This is a genomic window from Stenotrophomonas sp. 112478_Sma, assembly GCF_056479905.1.
Genome location: NZ_CM151072.1, coordinates 3236535 through 3254077, shown reverse-complemented (window position 1 = coordinate 3254077; position 17543 = coordinate 3236535). Strand labels below are relative to the sequence as shown.

At 66.2% G+C, this 17543-nt stretch carries 13 protein-coding genes and 1 riboswitch; of the genes, 4 read left to right on the top strand and 9 right to left on the bottom strand.

What is annotated here, in order from left to right; all coding sequences use genetic code 11:
- Nucleotide 1: 1 nt before the first annotated feature.
- Both ACZK08_RS14885 and ACZK08_RS14880 read right to left on the bottom strand, forming a co-directional pair.
- Entirely contained in the window at nt 2-2479 is a 2478-nt protein-coding gene (locus tag ACZK08_RS14885) for an acyl-CoA dehydrogenase (RefSeq protein WP_065174795.1), read from the bottom strand.
- The gene (locus tag ACZK08_RS14880) at nt 2476-3393 is read right to left on the bottom strand and encodes an alpha/beta fold hydrolase (protein ID WP_065182619.1); all 918 of its coding nucleotides are present in this window, start codon (nt 3391-3393) and stop codon (nt 2476-2478) included. Before ACZK08_RS14880 ends, ACZK08_RS14885 begins: the two co-directional genes overlap by 4 nt.
- A gap of 141 nt (nt 3394-3534) precedes the next feature.
- Between ACZK08_RS14880 and ACZK08_RS14875 the strand changes: the two genes are divergently transcribed.
- Entirely contained in the window at nt 3535-4137 is a 603-nt protein-coding gene (locus ACZK08_RS14875) for a TetR/AcrR family transcriptional regulator (RefSeq protein WP_053520195.1), read from the top strand.
- A 139-nt stretch (nt 4138-4276) separates the two neighbouring features.
- Here ACZK08_RS14875 and ACZK08_RS14870 read toward each other — a convergent pair whose 3' ends face one another.
- From ACZK08_RS14870 to hslO, 3 genes are all read right to left on the bottom strand, one after another.
- The gene (locus tag ACZK08_RS14870; RefSeq protein ID WP_065174797.1) at nt 4277-7021 is read right to left on the bottom strand and encodes a TonB-dependent receptor; all 2745 of its coding nucleotides are present in this window, start codon (nt 7019-7021) and stop codon (nt 4277-4279) included.
- A 385-nt stretch (nt 7022-7406) separates the two neighbouring features.
- Nucleotides 7407-8255: an XOO1806 family protein gene (locus tag ACZK08_RS14865; RefSeq protein WP_053520197.1), complete on the bottom strand. Its 849-nt coding sequence runs from the start codon at nt 8253-8255 to the stop codon at nt 7407-7409.
- Nucleotides 8256-8372: 117 nt separating this feature from the next.
- The gene (gene hslO / locus ACZK08_RS14860) at nt 8373-9266 is read right to left on the bottom strand and encodes an Hsp33 family molecular chaperone HslO (protein ID WP_065182620.1); all 894 of its coding nucleotides are present in this window, start codon (nt 9264-9266) and stop codon (nt 8373-8375) included.
- Nucleotides 9267-9343: 77 nt separating this feature from the next.
- On the opposite strand from hslO, the gene mtgA reads away from it, so the two are divergent.
- The 3 genes from mtgA to ACZK08_RS14845 are packed head-to-tail and all read left to right on the top strand — an operon-like array spanning nt 9344 to nt 11549.
- Nucleotides 9344-10093 (top strand): monofunctional biosynthetic peptidoglycan transglycosylase, encoded by a 750-nt coding sequence (gene mtgA, locus ACZK08_RS14855; RefSeq protein WP_053520199.1) that lies wholly within the window; start codon nt 9344-9346, stop codon nt 10091-10093.
- 45 nt (nt 10094-10138) lie between these two features.
- The gene (locus ACZK08_RS14850; RefSeq protein ID WP_065174800.1) at nt 10139-11158 is read left to right on the top strand and encodes a glycosyltransferase family 2 protein; all 1020 of its coding nucleotides are present in this window, start codon (nt 10139-10141) and stop codon (nt 11156-11158) included.
- Nucleotides 11118-11549 carry a CBS domain-containing protein gene (locus ACZK08_RS14845; RefSeq protein ID WP_053520201.1) on the top strand — a complete coding sequence of 144 codons (432 nt, stop codon included), beginning with the start codon at nt 11118-11120 and terminating at the stop codon, nt 11547-11549. The genes ACZK08_RS14850 and ACZK08_RS14845 overlap by 41 nt, the downstream gene beginning before the upstream one ends.
- Nucleotides 11550-11865: 316 nt before the next feature.
- Here ACZK08_RS14845 and ACZK08_RS14840 read toward each other — a convergent pair whose 3' ends face one another.
- The 4 genes from ACZK08_RS14840 to ACZK08_RS14825 all read right to left on the bottom strand — a co-directional run bounded on the left by ACZK08_RS14840 (nt 11866) and on the right by ACZK08_RS14825 (nt 17232).
- The gene (locus tag ACZK08_RS14840) at nt 11866-13839 is read right to left on the bottom strand and encodes an AsmA family protein (protein WP_065174801.1); all 1974 of its coding nucleotides are present in this window, start codon (nt 13837-13839) and stop codon (nt 11866-11868) included.
- Between the two features lie 85 nt (nt 13840-13924).
- Nucleotides 13925-14563: a PAQR family membrane homeostasis protein TrhA gene (gene trhA, locus ACZK08_RS14835; protein WP_053519889.1), complete on the bottom strand. Its 639-nt coding sequence runs from the start codon at nt 14561-14563 to the stop codon at nt 13925-13927.
- A 113-nt stretch (nt 14564-14676) separates the two neighbouring features.
- A complete protein-coding gene (locus tag ACZK08_RS14830) occupies nt 14677-16281 on the bottom strand; it encodes a peptide chain release factor 3 (protein ID WP_065174802.1) in 1605 nt (534 codons plus the stop codon).
- A gap of 66 nt (nt 16282-16347) precedes the next feature.
- Complete coding sequence (locus ACZK08_RS14825; RefSeq protein WP_065182621.1) at nt 16348-17232, bottom strand: M23 family metallopeptidase; 885 nt, start codon at nt 17230-17232, stop codon at nt 16348-16350.
- 135 nt (nt 17233-17367) lie between these two features.
- Nucleotides 17368-17486, top strand: a riboswitch (SAM riboswitch).
- Nucleotides 17487-17543 lie beyond the last annotated feature (57 nt).

The following is a 17543-nucleotide window of genomic DNA, read 5'->3' as shown; positions in this document are numbered from 1 at the left end:
ATCAGGCGGCCTGCGAGTGCGGGTCCTTGTGCTGGCGGTCGTAGTAGCTGGCCGCGCGCAGTTCGTGGGTGTCGAAGTCGTCCACGGTGATGGTGTCCAGGGTCAGCGTGCGCAGCTCTTCCAGCAGCGTGCGCTCGTCCTGGGTGATCACACCTTCGGCCACGGCTTCGTCCAGCTGGCTCTGGAAGTCCAGCGCCTCGATGCCCTTGCTCTTCAGCGCCTTCAGGAACTTGCGCTCCACCGGCTCGGCCATGATGGCCTTGGCCAGATAGCTGTTGATGCGGCCGCCCGGGTTGTTCTCGCACGGGGTCAGGAACACACCCTGTGCCAGGCGGTCGCGCGCTTCGTTCGGCGCCATCAGCAGAGCGGCGACGCGACGGCTCAGGCGATCACCCGGTGCTTCGGCGCGGCGGCCCAGCGGGAAGATCAGTGCCCACATCAGCCAGCCGATCGGACGGATCGGGAAGTTGCGCAGGGCGGCCGACAGCGATTCTTCGATCTTGTGCACGCTGTCATGGAAGGCCCACGCCAGCAGCGGCTGGTCGGCCTGCGGTGCGCCCTCATCGTGGTAGCGCTTGAGCATGGCGCTGGTCATGTAGATGTGGCTCAGCACATCGCCCAGGCGGCCGGAGAGCGATTCCTTGAACTTCAGCTTGCCGCCGAGCGTCATCATCGAGATGTCGGCCATCAGCGCCAGATTGGCCGAATAGCGGTCCAGCTTGCGGAAGTAACGGCGGGTGTAGGCATCGCCCGGGGCGGCACCGAAGCGGGCGCCGGTCAGGCCGAACCAGAACGAGCGCACGGCGTTGGAAATGCCGTAGCGGATGTGGCCGAACAGGCTGCGGTCGAATTCCTGCAGGCCGGCACGGGTATCCGGATCCTGTGCAGCCTTCATCTCCTTCAGCACCCACGGGTGGCAGAGAATCGCACCCTGGCCGAAGATCAGCAGGCTGCGGGTCATGATGTTGGCGCCTTCCACAGTGATCGCGATCGGCGCAGCCTGCCAGCTGCGGCCGGCGAAGTTGCGCGGGCCGAGGATGATGCCCTTGCCGCCGATGACATCCATCACGTCCGAGATCACCTCGCGGCTCATGCTGGTGCAGTGGTACTTGGCGATCGCCGACGGTACCGATGGCACGTCGCCGCGGTCGACGGCGGCAGCCGTGGCCTGCGACAGCGCGCTGATCTTGTAGGCCTTGCCGCCGATACGGGCCAGTGCTTCCTCCACGCCTTCAAAGCGGCCGACCGACAGGCCGAACTGCTTGCGGATGCGCGCGTAGGCGCCGGTCACCGCAGCGCCGGCCTTGGCGCCACCGCTGGCGGTGGACGGCAGCGTGATCGAACGGCCCACAGCCAGGCATTCGTTGAGCATGTTCCAGCCCTTGCCGGCCATGGCAGCGCCGCCGATGAGCTGGGTCAGCGGGATGAACACGTCCTTGCCGCGAATCGGGCCGTTCTGGAAGGTCGAGTTCAGCGGGAAGTGGCGGCGGCCGATTTCGACGCCGGCGGTATCGCGCGGCAGCAGGCCCAGAGTGATGCCGATGTCGCGGGTCTCGCCGATCAGGCCATCCGGGTCGTACATGCGGAAGGCCAGACCGATCAGCGATGCGACCGGAGCCAGGGTGATGTAACGCTTGTCGAACGTCAGCCTGACGCCCAGCACCTGCTCGCCATTCCATTCGCCCCGGCAGACGATGCCGTAGTCGGGAATCGAGGTGGCATCGGAGCCGGCAAACGGGCCGGTCAGGCCGAAGCAGGGCACTTCACGACCGTCGGCCAGACGCGGCAGGTACTGGTCCTTCTGCTCCTGGGTGCCGTAATGCACCAGCAGTTCGCCCGGACCCAGCGAGTTCGGCACGCCGACGGTCGAGCTGACCACCGAGGATACCGAGGCCAGCTTCTGGATCACCTTGTGGTGGGCCAGCGCGGAGAAGCCCAGGCCGCCGTATTCCTTCGGGATGATCATGCCGAAGAACTTGTTCTTCTTGATGAAGGCCCACAGCTCCGGCGGCAGGTCGGCGTGGACGTGGGTGATCTCCCAGTCGTTGACCATCCGGCACAGCTCTTCCACCGGGCCGTCGAGGAAGGCCTGCTCCTCGGCGGTCAACTGCGGCTTGGGATAGTTGAGCAGGATGTTCCAGTCCGGATCGCCGGTAAACAGCTCGCCCTCGAAACCGACCGAGCCGGTTTCCAGTGCGATGCGCTCGGTCTGCGACAGCGGCGGCAGCACCTTGCGGAACACCTTCATCATCGGACCGGTCAGCAGCGGCTTGCGGATGAACGGCAGCAGCAGCGGTACGGCGATCACGGCCAGCACGGCGGCGGCGACGATCGTGGCGGTCTGGTTGACGTAGGGGATGAACCAGCAGGCGACCAGCAGCGCGGCGCTGATCAGCGTCCAGGTGACCAGCCGCATGCGGTGGTAGGCGGCGAATGCACCTGCCAGCAGCAGGGCAAGGAAGGGAAGAACGATGCTCATGAGCGTGCTCCGGTGACGTGCTCGTTTGTGACGGACGAAGCTGCGGCGTCCACCGCAGGCAACACGTCCAGATAGTCCAACACAGTAGCGGTAAAGGCGTCGTTGTCGTCGCCGGCGACCATGTGCGTGGCCTGCGGCAACTGCACGTGGCGCGCGTGCGGGGCCAGCGCCAGGAATTCGGCCACGGTCTGCGGCGTGACCAGGTCACTGCGACCTCCACTGACCAGCAGCATCGGGCACTTCACCTGCCGCGCGGCATCAGCCAGCGCATCCTGGTGCTGCTCGCTGTCGCGGGCCAGCTCGGCGACCAGGCGCGGATCCCAGTGCCAGCGCCAGCGGCCGTGACCATCCTCGCGCAGCAGCGCGCGCAGCGACTGCTCGGATTTGCGAGGCCGGTGCGGCATGTAGGCGGAAATCACGTCGGCGGCCTGGGCCAGCGAGGCGAAGCCATCGGGATGGGCGGTCATGAAGGCGAGGATGCGCTCCACGCCCGCGGTATCCCAGCGCGGGGTGATGTCCACCAGCACCATCGCCGAGAACAGGCCCGGCCAGCGCGATTCGGCCAGCAGGCCGAACAGGCCGCCCATCGAGGCGGCGACCAGCACCGGCGGGCGCGACTGTTCGCCGGCCAGCACGATCAGGTCGTCGGCAAACTGCTCGCCGTGATAGGGCAGGTCGGCGGCATTCCAGTCCGAATCGCCGTGACCGCGGGCGTCGTAGGCCAGCGTCTGCAGGCCGGCAGCAGACAGCGCGCGGGCCGTGGCGTTCCAGGCATGGCGGGTCTGCCCGAAACCGTGGGCGAACAGCACCCGGCCGCGGCGGCCGTGATCGCTGGCCGTGGCGGCCAGCCGTGTGCCGTGCGCGGCTTCCAGACGCAGGTCGTGGAACGCAACGGGAGTGGGGGAAGTAACCATACTTGCTAGTATGGATCGGTTGCAGGGGATGTCAATACTGCATGGTATGGTGCGGCGCGTCAGGTGGCTGGTCTGCACAGCGGAGCCCTTCGGCTGCATCCGCGTACTGCAACGAACCCCGCCGTATGGTTAAATCACTCCATGAATCAACCTGACGCTTCTGCCGGCGAACCGCGCGCCGGCCGCAACAGCCGCCTGAGCGCCGAAGACTGGGCCCAGGCGGCCCTCGATCTGATTGCTGAACAAGGCGTGGGTGCCGTCGCGGTGGAACCGCTGGCGCGGCGCCTCGGCGTCACCAAGGGCAGCTTCTACTGGCATTTCCCCTCGCGCGACGCCCTGCTGCAGGCGGCGTTGGAGCGGTGGGAGCTGTTCGAGCAGGAGCAGGTGTTCGGCAGCCTGGAAGACGTGCCGGATCCGCGCGCGCGCCTGCGTCAGCTGTTCCAGATGGTGGCGCACGAAGTGCAGCCGCACATCATCTACAGCGAACTGCTGAAGGCGCTGGACCATCCGATGGTGCGGCCGGTGATCGACCGCGTTTCGCAGCGTCGCCTCGATTACCTCATCGCCTCGTTCCGCCAGGCAGGCCTGAGCTCCACCGACGCACGCCATCGTGCGCGCCTGGCCTATGCGGCCTATGTGGGCTTCCTGCAGCTGTCGCTGCAGCTGCAGCAGCCGAAGCAGGCGCGGGAGGATTTCGAGGCCTATGTCGAACACCTGATCGAGACGCTCATTCCGAACGGCTGACGGTTTCCGTTGCCCACGAAAAAGCCGCGACCTGATCGCGGCTTTTTTGTTGCCGGTGCAGGGTGGTACGCGCCGGCAGTGCAGAAAGAACAACGGCCCCTTGCGGGGCCGTTGCTGCAGTCATCGATCGATCAACCGATCAGAACTTCTGCTTGTACTGCATGTACATGTAGCGGCCCGGCAGGTCGTACTGCGGGTCGAACATGTTGTAGGACACCGTGTACGAGACCGGCGGATCCTTGTCCCACGCGTTGTTCAGGCCCAGCATGATGGTGCCCTTCCACGGGGTGTTGTAGCGCACCTGGATGTCGTGGTACGTGGTGGCACCAATGTGGTTCTTGCGACCTTCCGGATCCGAGCAGTAGGCACGGGTGGATGCGCCCAGCAGGCAGTCTTCGGTCATGCCCGACTTGTAGCGCAGGCCGTAGTTGACACCGAAGTCACCGTAGGACCAGTCGACGTACAGGTTGGAACGGACGCGCCAGTACGGATCCTGGTCCAGATAGCGGCCCTGACGGCCATCAACCGGAGCATCTTCGGTCGACTTGGTCTCCCACTTGCTCAGGTAGGTGCCGTCCAGGCTGACGGTGAACTGGCCGAACGAGGTTTCCGGCAGCTTGTACAGCACGCCCAGATCCCAGCCCTCCACCTTGTACGACGCCAGGTTCATCAGCGGCATGTCGACGTTGGTGATGGTGTAGCGCTCGTTGATGGTGCCGTAGTTCGGGTCACGCGTGATCAGACCGCAGTAGGCTGCCTGCTGCTGCGCGGTACCACCGTAGCAACGATCCATGATGTCGCCGATCGCCGGACGGGTGATGGCGTCTTCGATCTTGATCTGCCACCAGTCCAGGGTCACGTTCAGGCCGGAGACGAAGCTCGGGCTCCACACCAGGCCCAGCGTCTTGCTGGTCGAGGTTTCCGGCTTCAGATCCGGGTTCGACTTCCAGGTGAACGGCTCGACGGTCTGCAGTGGGCCAGACTCGCCATCGGTGTTCGGCTGGACGAAGTTCGCCGGAACGCCCTGGGCGATACACTGCGCCAGCACTGCGCCGGTCGGGTTGTTGGCCCGGGCACACGGGTCGGCGTAGGTCTCGAACGAATCGGTGTCGCCGCGGTACAGGTTGTTGATGCTCGGAGCGCGGAAGCCTTCGGAATAGTTACCACGCACCATCAGGTCTTCGATCGGCTTCCAGCGGAAACCGAACTTGTTGTTGGTGGTGTTACCGAAGTTGCTGTAGTCCGAGTAACGGGTCGCCACGCTGAAGTCCAGCAGCTGGGCGCCCGGCAGATCGGCCAGGACCGGGATCGACAGTTCCAGGTAGAACTCGTCCAGGTCGTAAGCACCCTTGGTCGGCGCAGCGCCGTTGCCGGTGCTCAGGCCCGCTGCGATGAAGGCGTCGGGGTCGAACTGGCCGCTTTCCCTGCGGTTCTCATAACCGGCAGCGAAGCCCAGCGCACCGGCCGGCAGCTGCACGATCTCACCGGAGATGTTGGCGTAGTAGCTCTTCGACACCAGGCTGGCCGAATCGTGCGCGGTGAACGAGGTGTAGTCGAGTGCCGCCTGCGAGATCGAACCTTCGCCACCCAGCGGATTGATCGGTGCGCAGCCCGGAATGACGGCTCCGCCTGCGGTCAGACAGACAGCCTGGCCATCGCGGAGCGCCGACGGACCATACGCCTCATCCAGACGCTGGATGTTGAACAGGCCGTAGGTCAGGTCGTTCTGGTCGGTCTTGTCGTAGCGGTAGCCGACATCCCAGTCGAAGTTGCGGTCGGCGAACTCGAAGAAGCCTTCAAAGCCACCGTAGAAGTGCCAGTTCTTGACGTTCTGGTTGAACGAACGGCCGCCGGTTTCATTGAAACGACGGTTCACGCCGGTCAGGTCCTGGCCGTACGGGTTGTACATGCTGTCCGCGCTGAGCGTCATGCCCGTCACCGGCATGGCCGCCAGCAGCTGCTCGGACTTGCGCTCGTTGTACATCGCCTCGGTGCGGAAGGAGATGTTGTCCGTGATGTTGTACGAACCCACAGCGAACAGCGAGGTGCGCTCGTTCGGGGTCAGCAGGTAGTTGTCCGGCGCGGTGTTGTAGCCGTGCACGTTGCTGACGAACGGGGTTTCCACGCCATTGATGATGACGTAGCGCTGATCATTGCGGACGTAGGAGCCCGGGATGCCGGTGCCGCTCTGGCCGCTGAAGAACGGCGGGCCGCCAGCGGAGATCTTGCGATTGCCGGCCATGACCTCCTTCTCGTTCACGTAGGACGCACCCAGCACCAGCGACGCACGGTCGGTGGTGGTGCCGATGGTGAAGTCATAGGCTTCACGATCGCCGTCGCCCTGGCTGTACTGGCCCTTGTAGAAGTTTGCCTCGGCGCCGTCGAAGTTCTGCTTGGTGATGATGTTCACCACGCCGGCGATGGCATCCGAACCGTAGATGGTCGAAGCGCCGTCCTTCAGGACGTCGATGCGCTCGATCATCGCGGTCGGGATGGTGTTCAGGTCGACGCTGCCGTCCAGACCGGTGGTCCAGCGACGGCCGTTGACCAGCACCAGGGTGCGCTCGGCGCCGAGGTTGCGCAGGCTGACGCCGGCCGAACCGTCACCACCGTTGTTGAAGGTGCGGTTCAGTGCGGCACCGTTGGCGGCGACGCGCTGCAGGATATCGGCAACCGAGGTCACACCCTGCTTTTCGATATCGGCGCGGGTCAGGCTCAGGACCGGCTGCGAGGTTTCGATGTCGGTGCTCTTGATGCGCGAACCGGTCACCGAAATGCGATCCAGGTTGGTCGCTTCCTGCGCCTGGGCGGTTACGGACGTGGCCGCACCCGCGATCAGCGCGACGACAACAGCGTCACGCAGCTTGTTGGACTGGAAATTCATTGGCTCTCTCTCTCCAAGAAATCTTGGCTGGGGTTATGCCCGGCGGGGAAGCGAAAGTGCGCTTCCAAATCGCGAGGCTGAGCCGATAGTAGCGGGCGCCTGCAAAGAATTAAAGCTGTGTTAATCAAAGCTGTGATTTGTGTAAATTCATGGAATGTCAATACTTTTCAACGGCTTGCAGTAGGGTTTGTGGCATGGTGCCTCGTTTGTTAAAAAAAAATGATGAAAAAAGTTTCCATTGATATGTATCGAAACATGTCGCGGCGGCGAGAAACGCACACATTGCGACAGCGCCGGAGGGGGCGCAAAAGGAAGGCGGTGCACGCAAACGCAACGGGCGCCTTCCGGCGCCCGCGATGTCACTGCATGAGGGAGGTGTGAGCGGTCAGAGATCCTGCTCGTAACGCACATACGGCACGGTGCCGTCGTCGTTGCTCTCGTTGCGTGGAGAGAAGGGGTTCTTGCCGCGGCTGATCACGTTCTCGGCGCCGACGGTGAGCTGGCCGGACCACGGCGTCCGCCAGGTCAGGCCGATGCCCAGACCTTCCCACTTGCCAGGGCGGCCGGGCACGTCGACCACGCGACCGATGATGCTGCCGGTGAAGTTGCCGTAACCGGCGCCGAGGCTGAGGCTCTTGCTGTCCCAGCGATCGACCAGGGCCGGCGAGGCATCGGCCAGCGGCACCAGGCGTGCCTTGGCGTAGGTGCCGGCAATGGACACGAATCCTTCGCGACCGATGTTCTTCTGCGCGAACACGGTCAGGTCGTTCTGCTCGGCACGCAGCGACGGCGTCTTGTTCGGGCCGGCCAGCCAGGCCGGCAGTGTTTCGCGACCGGTACCGGCGGTGATGCCCAGGCGGCCGCTGCCCCGGTTCAGGGCAGCCGTGCCGGTGAAGCGGCGGCTGCTGAGGTCATCGTCGTCGCCCAGACTGGCCAGCATGCAATGGCTGGCCAGACCGCTGATGCTGGTACTGCTGCTGTTGCTGCAGAGCAGGCCCAGCGAGTCGCCCGACGACAGGCCAAAGGCCGCATCCAGCGAATTGCGGCCGAAATGCCAGCGGGCGCCGGCGGCCTGCTCACCGGTGGGTTCCAGGTAGAGCAGGGCTTCGACCTTGCCGCTGCCCTTGTTCCACACCGGCAGCACCGTGCGGGTGTCCTTGCTCTGCGCATGCGCGCCCGCGACCGCGCCAAGGGCGATCAGCAGGGCCAGCGGTAGACGCAGATAGGTACGCATCGGACCAGTTCAGACAGGGACAGACAACGGAAGTTCCCGCAGGGGCGGGGACTCGATCCTAGGGTGTTTATGATTTCTTAACAAGCCTTGATCCTCCCCAGGTGCAAGACCGGCCGCTTACTGAAGGCGTTCAGGTGCCGGAACAGTCCCCTCGGCACCGTGGAACAGTATGCCGAACTCCGTCAACGGGAAGTGATACTCCCGTCCGCAGAATTCGCAACGGACTTCGACCTGGCCGGTCGCTTCGGCCGCCGCCCGCGCCTCTTCCTCGCCCAGCGACTGCAGCATCGAGGCAACCCGCTCGCGCGAGCAGGAGCAGGCAAAGGACAGTGGCTTGCTGCCCATCAGCTCCGCCTTCTCCTCATGGAACAAGCGGTGCAGCAGCTGCTCGGCGGGAGTAGCGAGCAGTTCGGCCCTGCCCAGGGTCTCGAACAGGGCGCTGGCGCGTGACCAGCCATCTTCGTCGCCCTCGTCGCCGGGCAGTTTCTGCAGCAGAAGGCCGCTGGCCCCCGTGCGGTCGGCGGCCAGCAGCAGTCGCGTCGGCAGCTGCTCGGACTGCCGGAAGTAATCCTCAAAGGCCTCGTCCAGTTCCGCGGCGCTGAGCCCGACCAGGCTCTGGTAGCGCTGCGGTTCGCGCGGGTCCAGCCCGGGGTTCTCGATGGTGATGGCGAGGAGGGCGTCATCGCCCAGGCTGGACAGGTCGCGCGGCGCGTCGGCGCCCTCGCTGAGCTGGGCGATGCCGCGCAGGGTGCCGGCGGCGGTGCATTCGGCGAACAGCGTGCGCAGCGTGGTGCTGCTGCGCAGCTGGATGGACAGGCGGCCGTCGACCTTGGTGTGGCCGGTGAACAGCGCCGAGGCCACGCAGGCTTCGCCGAGCAGCTCGGCTGCGGCGTCCGGGTAATGGGCATGGGACAGGATTTCCTGCCAGGTGGCCTGCAGGCGCACGTGTACGCCGCGGACACCCGCGTCGGGAAGCAGGAAGCGGATCAGGGAATCAGGTTGGGCGGTCATCGGCTCACATCGCGCGGAAACAGGGGTGGTTGCCGGATAATGTGCCGACAGCCAGGCAGAAGAAGGATGCACCACTAATGGGGGCAGGGGGAGAGCAGGACAAGGTGAAGGTGGCCGGGGACGTTCCGCGCCGCCGGCGTTGGCACTGGAAGCGGCTGCTGTGGCTGCCGGTGCTGTTCGTGGCCTTCAGCTGCCTGCAGGTGCTGGTGCTGCGCTTCGTGGATCCGCCCATTTCCAGCGTGATGCTGTGGCGCTACGGGGAGGCGCTGGGTGCGGGCGACTGGGCCTACCGGCTGCACTACCAGTGGCGGGATCTGGACCAGATGGCGCCGAGCCTGCCGATTTCGCTGGTGGCGGCCGAGGACCAGCGTTTCCCCGAACACAGTGGGTTCGATCTGCAGGCCATCGAGAAGGCGCGTGACCACAACGCGCGGGGCGGCCGGCTGCGCGGGGCCAGCACCATCAGCCAGCAGGTGGCCAAGAATCTGTTCCTCTGGCAGGGCCGCAGCTGGATCCGCAAGGGCCTGGAGGTCTGGTACACGGTGCTGATCGAAACGTTGTGGCCCAAGCAGCGGATCCTGGAGATGTACGCGAACATCGCCGAGTTCGGTGACGGCGTGTACGGTGCGCAGGCGGCGGCGAAGACCTTCTGGGGCAAGGACGCCGCGCGCCTCAGCCCGGCCGAGAGCGCACGGTTGGCGGCCGTGTTGCCGGCACCGCGGCGCTACAGCGCGGCCTCGCCCGGTCCCTACGTACAGCGTCGCGCCGCGTGGATCCAGCGCCAGGCCCGGCAGCTGGGCGGCGCTGCGTACCTGGCCGAGGACTGAGGCGGGCGTCTGCGCCGCTCCGCACTGGCGACGTACAATCCGGGCATGATCCGTGAACGCCTCACCGTCGTCATTGCCGCCTGCAACGAAGCTCTGGCGCTGCCGGTACTGCACCCGCGCCTGTGCGCGGTACTGGATGCGATGCCGGACATCGATGGCCACATCCTTTACGTTGACGACGGCAGCCAGGACGGAACCTGGGAGGTGATCGCCGCGCTGGCGCAGTCCGAGCCACGCGTGTCGGCGCTGAAGCTGTCGCGCAATTTCGGCAAGGAGGCCGCGCTGACCGCCGGGCTGGATCTCGTCCGCGAGGGTGCGGCGATGATTCTCGATGCCGACGGCCAGGATCCACCGGAGCTGCTGCCGCAGTTCGTGGCGCGGTGGCGCGAGGGTTATGACAACGTCTATGGCACGCGCCGGGCGCGCGCGGGCGAGAGCTGGGTCAAGCGTGCGACCGCGGCGATGTTCTACCGGGTGATCGGCCGCCTGTCGCGCACGCCGATTCCCGCCGATACCGGCGACTTCCGCCTGCTGTCGCCACGCGCGCTGAGCGCGTTGCGTGAAATGCGTGAGCGTCACCGTTTCATGAAGGGGCTTTTCAGCTGGGTTGGCTTCCGCCGGGTGGCGGTGCCGTACCAGCGCCACCCGCGGGTGGCCGGCAGCAGCAAGTTCAGCCTGTGGCGGCTGTGGAACTTCGCGCTGGAAGGCATCACCGGTTTCTCCACCGTGCCGCTGCGCGCGGCCACCTATCTGGGCCTGGCCACTGCGGCGGTGGCCTTCGTGTTCGGTGTCTGGGTGATCGTGAAGGCCGCGATGTACGGCGACCGCGTGGCGGGCTGGCCGACGATGATGGCGGTGATCCTGTTCCTGGGCGGTGTGCAGCTGATCGCGCTGGGCCTGATCGGCGAGTACCTGGGGCGCCTGTATGAGGAGTCCAAGCAGCGTCCCCTGTACCTGGTTGACGCCTGGCTAGCATCGTCCGTGGCAGACTCCGTCGTGCAACCCACCCTGGGAGGGCAGGCAGATGACGTCGGTACGGCAACTGTTGGACGGCAAGTCCCCTGAAGTGCATGCGGTCGCGCCCGGCGCGGCGGTGATCGATGCGATCCGGCTGATGGCCGAAAAGGGCATCGGTGCGGTGCTGGTGATGGAAGGGCCGAGACTGGTCGGCATCCTGTCCGAGCGTGATTACGCCCGCAAGATCGTGCTGCGCGATCGTTCCTCACGCGATACGGCGGTGGCCGAGATCATGACTGCGAAGGTGGTGACGGTGGCGCCCGGCGAACAGGTCGAACATTGCCTGCAGCTGGTCACCGATTACCGTATCCGCCATCTGCCGGTGGTGGAGGGGGGACAGGTGCTGGGCGTGATCTCCATCGGCGATCTGGTGAAGTCGGTGATCGATGCACAGCGTCGGGAGCTGGACCAGCTGCAGCAGTACATCGTGGCGGGATGAGTTTTCGCTGGCGGGCCTGCGGCCCGCCGGCCCGCTGTTCGGAGCCGAAGCCGAAGCCAAAGCCAAAGCCAAAGCCAAAGCCAAAGCCAAAGCGGCGCCTTGCTGATGCGCCGGAAGGCGGAGGGCATGGCCGTGCAGGACACGCCGTAAACCCATCCATGGGGGCTCGATGGCGCCATCCATGGCGCCAACGGTCCTGCACGGCCATGCCCTCCGCTTCTGGATACATTGCGGCGAGCGCGGTGGGTAGCGGCCAATCTGGGTTGGCAACACTTTGTCGTTCCGCGCCCCTCAATTCGCGATCCAACAAACGTGCCTACTTCGCGTACTGCCCGCCGCAGTCGGCGTCCTTGCCGGGGCCCAGTTCGATCGTGGCCAGCAGTGCGGCCGGTGGCGCGATGCTTCCCAGCGCCAGGGCGACCGCACCGCGGACGCCGAGCGCCTTGAAGTCCGGGCGGAACGAAGGATCCTTGAACGTTCCCGCGATGTGCAGCGGCGAGCGCAGCACGAGGATGCTGCGGTCCTTCGGCCGTGGCTTCAGCAGCAGGTCCAGCGACTCATCGCGCAGGCTGACGGTGCCTTCGCCAAGAATCAGCGTGTCGGTGGTATCGACGGCGAACGTGCGGCTGGTCATCAGCCCCTCACGTACGCCGAAGTCGGCGAAGGCGCAGCGCAGCGGAATCTGCTTGTCGCCGGTCACCAGGAACTTGACTGCCTCGGTGATGTCCAGCCCGGCCAGTTCCATCACCAGATTGCCGACGTGGCCACGTCCCATTGCCAGGCCCACATCGCCATTGCTGCTGCCCAGCATGGCGGCGATCGAATTGCCGCGGCCGCTGAGGTCGATTTCGCCGCCGATGCCGCCCTTGGCCTGCTCGGCCAGCTTCGCATCCGGGAACAGTTGGCCCAGCTGCACGCCGCGCACGCTGGCCTTGAGCGCGGTGGCGATCTGCGGCTGCCGCGCATCCATGCGGATCGTGCTGCGGATGTCACCACCGGCCACACCGAAGTTCAGCGGGTCCAGCCGCAGCACGCCATCGTCCAGCAGCAGATGCGCATCCATATCGTCAAGCGGCAGCGATGGTGCGTTGATGCGATGTGCCTTCCAGCGCACATCGGCATCCATCGCGCGCAGCTTGCCCAGGTTGTACGGCGTGTCAGGCAGCACCCTGCTACTCGCGGCCACACGTGCGGCCTCGGCCTTCTGCTCGGCGTTGGCGGTCTCGCCGCCACCGGTTCTGGGCGGGGCGCCGACAAAGCCGGCCAGGTCGTCGAAGTCCAGCCGGCGGGACTCCAGCGTGGCCGTCAGGCGCGGGCGCGCACCACCTGTTTCGAACTTCACATTGCCGCCGAGATCGCTGTCGCCGACCTTGCCGGTGAACTGCTCGTAGCGCCACACGTTATGGTCGCGCTTCAGGCGCCCCTCCAGGGCATAGGGCGGCGAAGGCGGAATGGCGATGCCCAGCAGGGGATACAGGTCGGCCAGATCCTGGCCACTGAGCGCGAAAGCGAGGTCGAGCACCTGCAGCTGGAAGGGATTGGTCAGGGTGCCACGGGCGACGGCATGGGTGGCACCTGCACGCCCATCAAGATGGATGCGGAAGGGATGATCGCTGTCGGTCAGTTCCAGCGGAGATTCGGTGCCGCCGCGAAGGGTGAAAGGATTGCCCTGCCAACGGCCCTTGCCCTGCACCAGCAGGGGCGGCGCGGCATCCGCCTGCCTGGGCCGGCCACTACGCACATTGACATGGATGTCGGTGCGACCCGCCGCGTCGATGAACTGCAGGCGGCCGTCATCGATACGCAGCCGCTTGAGCTGGGGCGTGGCGCCGCCGCGGCTGTCACCCAGGAAATCCCAGTTGCCCGGCTCGCCCTTGCGTGGGGCGGTTTCCAGCAGCACGTCGGGACGGGTCAGGCGGATCTCGGGGAGCTGCACGCTGCCCCGCAGCAGGGGCCACACCCGCAGGTCGATTTCGACCCGGTCGGCACTGGCCATGTTCGGCTGCTTCGCCCATGACGCATTGGCGAACGTGACGGTGTCGGCGCGGATCGTGCTGGTACGGCCGAGGTCGACATCCAGGTGGCCGATCTGCAGCACGCGGCCGGTCCGCGCCTGTACCGCCCGCTCGACCGGCCCCTTGAACCAGTTCCAGTCCCAGAGCGCGATCAATACCAGGATGGCCGCCAGCAGGAACACCAGCACCGCCAGCCAGCGCTGGCCTCGCGGGCCAGGGCGGCGGAAGCGCCAGCGCGACGGACGCGGCGGAGCAGGGGAGGCAGTCGCATTCACGCTGCCATGGTTGCCCTGCGCGGGTGGACGCAGCGCGAAGCGTTCATGTGCGCGGTGTGCACATGAACGCGTGTGGCACGGATATCTACAGCACCTGCATGGTCACCGCGACGAAGTGGCAGACACTGCCGCCGATCACGAACAGGTGCCAGATCGCATGCGAATAGGGGATCGATTCGCGGTGATAGAAGTAGGTTCCCAGCGTGTAGGAGATACCTCCGGCCAGCAGCCAGCCCAGCGTCCAGCCATCGATGGAGGCCAGCATGGGCTTGACCGCGACGATCACCAGCCAGCCCATGGCCACGTAGATGGCGGTGGACAGGCGCTTGAAGCGGCCGGTATAGAACAGCTTGAACACCACGCCGGCCAGGGCCAGCGTCCAGATCGCGGCGAACAGACCCCAGCCCCACGGGCCACGCAGGCCGATCAGCGTGAACGGCGTATAGGTACCGGCGATCAGTACATAGATCGCGCAGTGGTCGAAGACCTTCAGCCTGCCCTTGGCAACCGGATGCTGGATGGCGTGGTAGAGGGTGGAGGCGGTGTACAGCAGCAGCAGCGCGATGCCGAACACGATCGCACCTGCCAGTTGCCAGCCATCGCCGTAGATGGCGGCCAGGGTGATCAGCACGGCACCCGCACCGAGCGCCAGTACGGCGCCGAGACCGTGGGTCAGCGCACTGGCGATTTCTTCGCGGATCGAAGCAACGGAAGTCGAGGACATGGCGTAGGCATCATTCGCGGGGAGGGGGACCCGCGCCCCCCTATCATCGCCGCGATGGCGGGCGCATGCACGCCCGCCTCCACACGGAAGTCCGATGTCCTGACTGGCCGGATTCAGCCAGCGGTTAGGGTGTGCGCGGCCTCGCGGGTGGCGGCAAAGCGCACGTCGGGCGCGCGCTCCTGTGCCAGCTGCAGGTTGACCCGGGTCGGCGCGAGATAGACCAGATGGCCGGCGGCGTCCAGCGCCAGGTTCAGTGCGTTCTTCTCGCGGAACTCTTCCAGCTTCTTCTCGTTGCTGCAGTGGATCCAGCGCGCCGTGGTGACGCTGACCGGCTCGAAGGTGGCTTCCACGCCGTACTCGTCCTTCAGGCGGTAAGCGGCCACGTCGAACTGCAGCACGCCCACCGCACCCAGGATCAGATCGTTGCTGGTCAGCGGCCTGAAGAACTGGGTCGCGCCCTCTTCGGAGAGCTGGGCCAGGCCCTTCTGCAGCTGCTTGAGCTTGAGCGGATCGCGCAGGCGCGCACGGCGGAACAGCTCCGGGGCGAAGTTGGGGATGCCGGTGAAGGTGACAGCCTCGCCTTCGGTGAAGGTATCGCCGATGGAAATGGTGCCGTGGTTGTGGATGCCGATCACATCGCCCGGCCAGGCCTCGGCGGCGATTTCACGGTCGCTGGCCATGAAGGTCAGGGCGTTGGCCAGCTTCATCTCCTTGCCGGTGCGCACGTGGAAGGTCTTCATGCCCGCGCTGAAGCGGCCCGAGCACACCCGCATGAAGGCGACGCGGTCGCGGTGCTGCGGGTCCATGTTGGCCTGGATCTTGAACACGAAGCCGGTCAGCTTGCTCTCTTCCGGGGCGATCTCGCGGCCGGTGGTGGCGCGTGCCTGCGGCGATGGCGCGTGCTCGACGAAGAAGTCCAGCAGGGGCTGCACGCCGAAGTTGTTCACGCCCGAACCGAAGAACACCGGCGTCTGCTTGCCCTCGCGATAGGCCTGCAGGTCGAACGGATGGCTGGCGCCCTGCACCAGCTCCAGTTCATCGCGCAGGTCGGCCAGCATCTGTGCGCCGATCTTCTCGGCCAGGCCGGGAGCGTCGATCGACGGGAAGATGGTCGAATCCTGGCGGGTGAAGTTGCGACCTGGTTCGTACAGGTGCACCTCGCCGGTCAGCAGGTGGACCACGCCCTTCAGGCGCTGGCCCATGCCGATCGGCCAGGTGACGGGCGCGCACTGGATGCCCAGCACGGTTTCCACTTCATCCAGCAGTTCGATCGGATCCTTGCCCTCGCGGTCCAGCTTGTTGATGAAGGTCATGATCGGGGTGTCGCGCAGGCGGCACACTTCCATCAGCTTGATGGTGCGCTCTTCCACGCCCTTGGCCACGTCGATCACCATCAGTGCCGAGTCCACCGCGGTCAGCACGCGGTAGGTGTCCTCGCCGAAGTCGGCGTGGCCGGGGGTGTCGAGCAGGTTGACGATCTTGCCTTCGTACGGGAACTGCATCACCGAGGAGGTGACGGAGATGCCGCGTTCCTTCTCCAGCGCCATCCAGTCGGAGGTGGCATGGCGGGCCGCCTTGCGGCCCTTGACCGAACCGGCCATCTGGATCGCGCCTCCGAACAGCAGCAGCTTTTCGGTCAGCGTGGTCTTGCCGGCGTCAGGATGGGAGATGATGGCGAAGGTGCGGCGACGCGACGCTTCGGTGGCGACTTCGGACATGGCAGTGGCGCCCGCCCGGGGCGCTTTTCAAAGAGATAAGCGCCTGATTATACCGGCCGTGGCCGGTCAGCGCCCGGCCGCGCCCTCGGCATCACCCTGGCGGGCGAACTGCAGCTGTCCCTGGGAGGCGAAGATGCGCACGGGTACCGAGCGCAGCGCCATGCCGCGGTTGACCTGCACCACGAAATGCAGGTGCGGGGCGCTGCTGTAGCCGCTGTTGCCGGACAGGCCGATCGGCTGTCCGGCCTGCACGGCCTGGCCACGACGCACGCGCATGCCGCCTGCCTGCAGATGGCCGTACAGCGCCATGCTGCCGTCGCTGTGCAGGACACGGATGAAATTCGCCCTGCCGCCGTCGCGCTCGCGGTCCTGGCCGTTGCCGCGGAAGCCGTCCTGGATCTGCATCACGGTTCCCTCGCGCGCGGCCAGCACCAGCGTCGCCTCGGGCAGGGCGAAGTCCACGGCGTCGCGGTTCTCCTCGTCATCGTGGCTGAACCGGCCCTGCGGCGCCTGGTCCACGCGCAGGCGTGCCGCGTCGAACGGCAGGCGGTAGGCCACGTCTTCGGCGCGGGCGTCGGGACGACCCGGTACCGACTGCAGACGTACGTCGAGCGTGCTGCCGCCCACGGGCGAGGGCAGGTGACCGACCACGAAGCTGCTGTCGCCCTGCACCAGCGACCGTACCGGCAGGCCCTCGATGGGGCGCCCGGGTCCAGCGCGCAGTTCAACCTGTAATGGGCCGGCCAGGGTGTTGTCGATCCGGGCCTGCCAGTATTCGCCCACCTGCTGCAGCCGCAGCTGCGCCATGGGGACCGCCTGGCCAATGCCCTTCGTGCCGGGGGCGGGGGCCGGTGAGGGCACCAGGCCCCAGCCCTGCCGCCAGTCGGCAGCTCCGGCGGTGGTGCTGACCAGCAGCGGCAGCAGCAGGCAGGACAAGGGCAGGCGCGGCATCGGGCGTTCCGGACAGGGGGACCGCCGCGACTGTACCTGATCCGCGAAAGGTGGGCCGCAGCGATCGCTCCGGGCATTCATCGCTTTATCCGCATGAAGGGATTGACATGGGCGGAAAGCGATGGCATCGTGGCTCCACCATCGAGACCGGCAGAGGGACAGGCCCTTTGAAGCCGGGGCAGCCCGCAGGCGCGCAAGTGCCGGCGTAGGTGCCAAATCCTGCGGGGACCGTGGCGTCCACCGGAAGATGGTTCGAACCATGCACCGCAGGTGCATCTCGAACGCGAGCCCCGCGAAGGCTCGATGGCCGA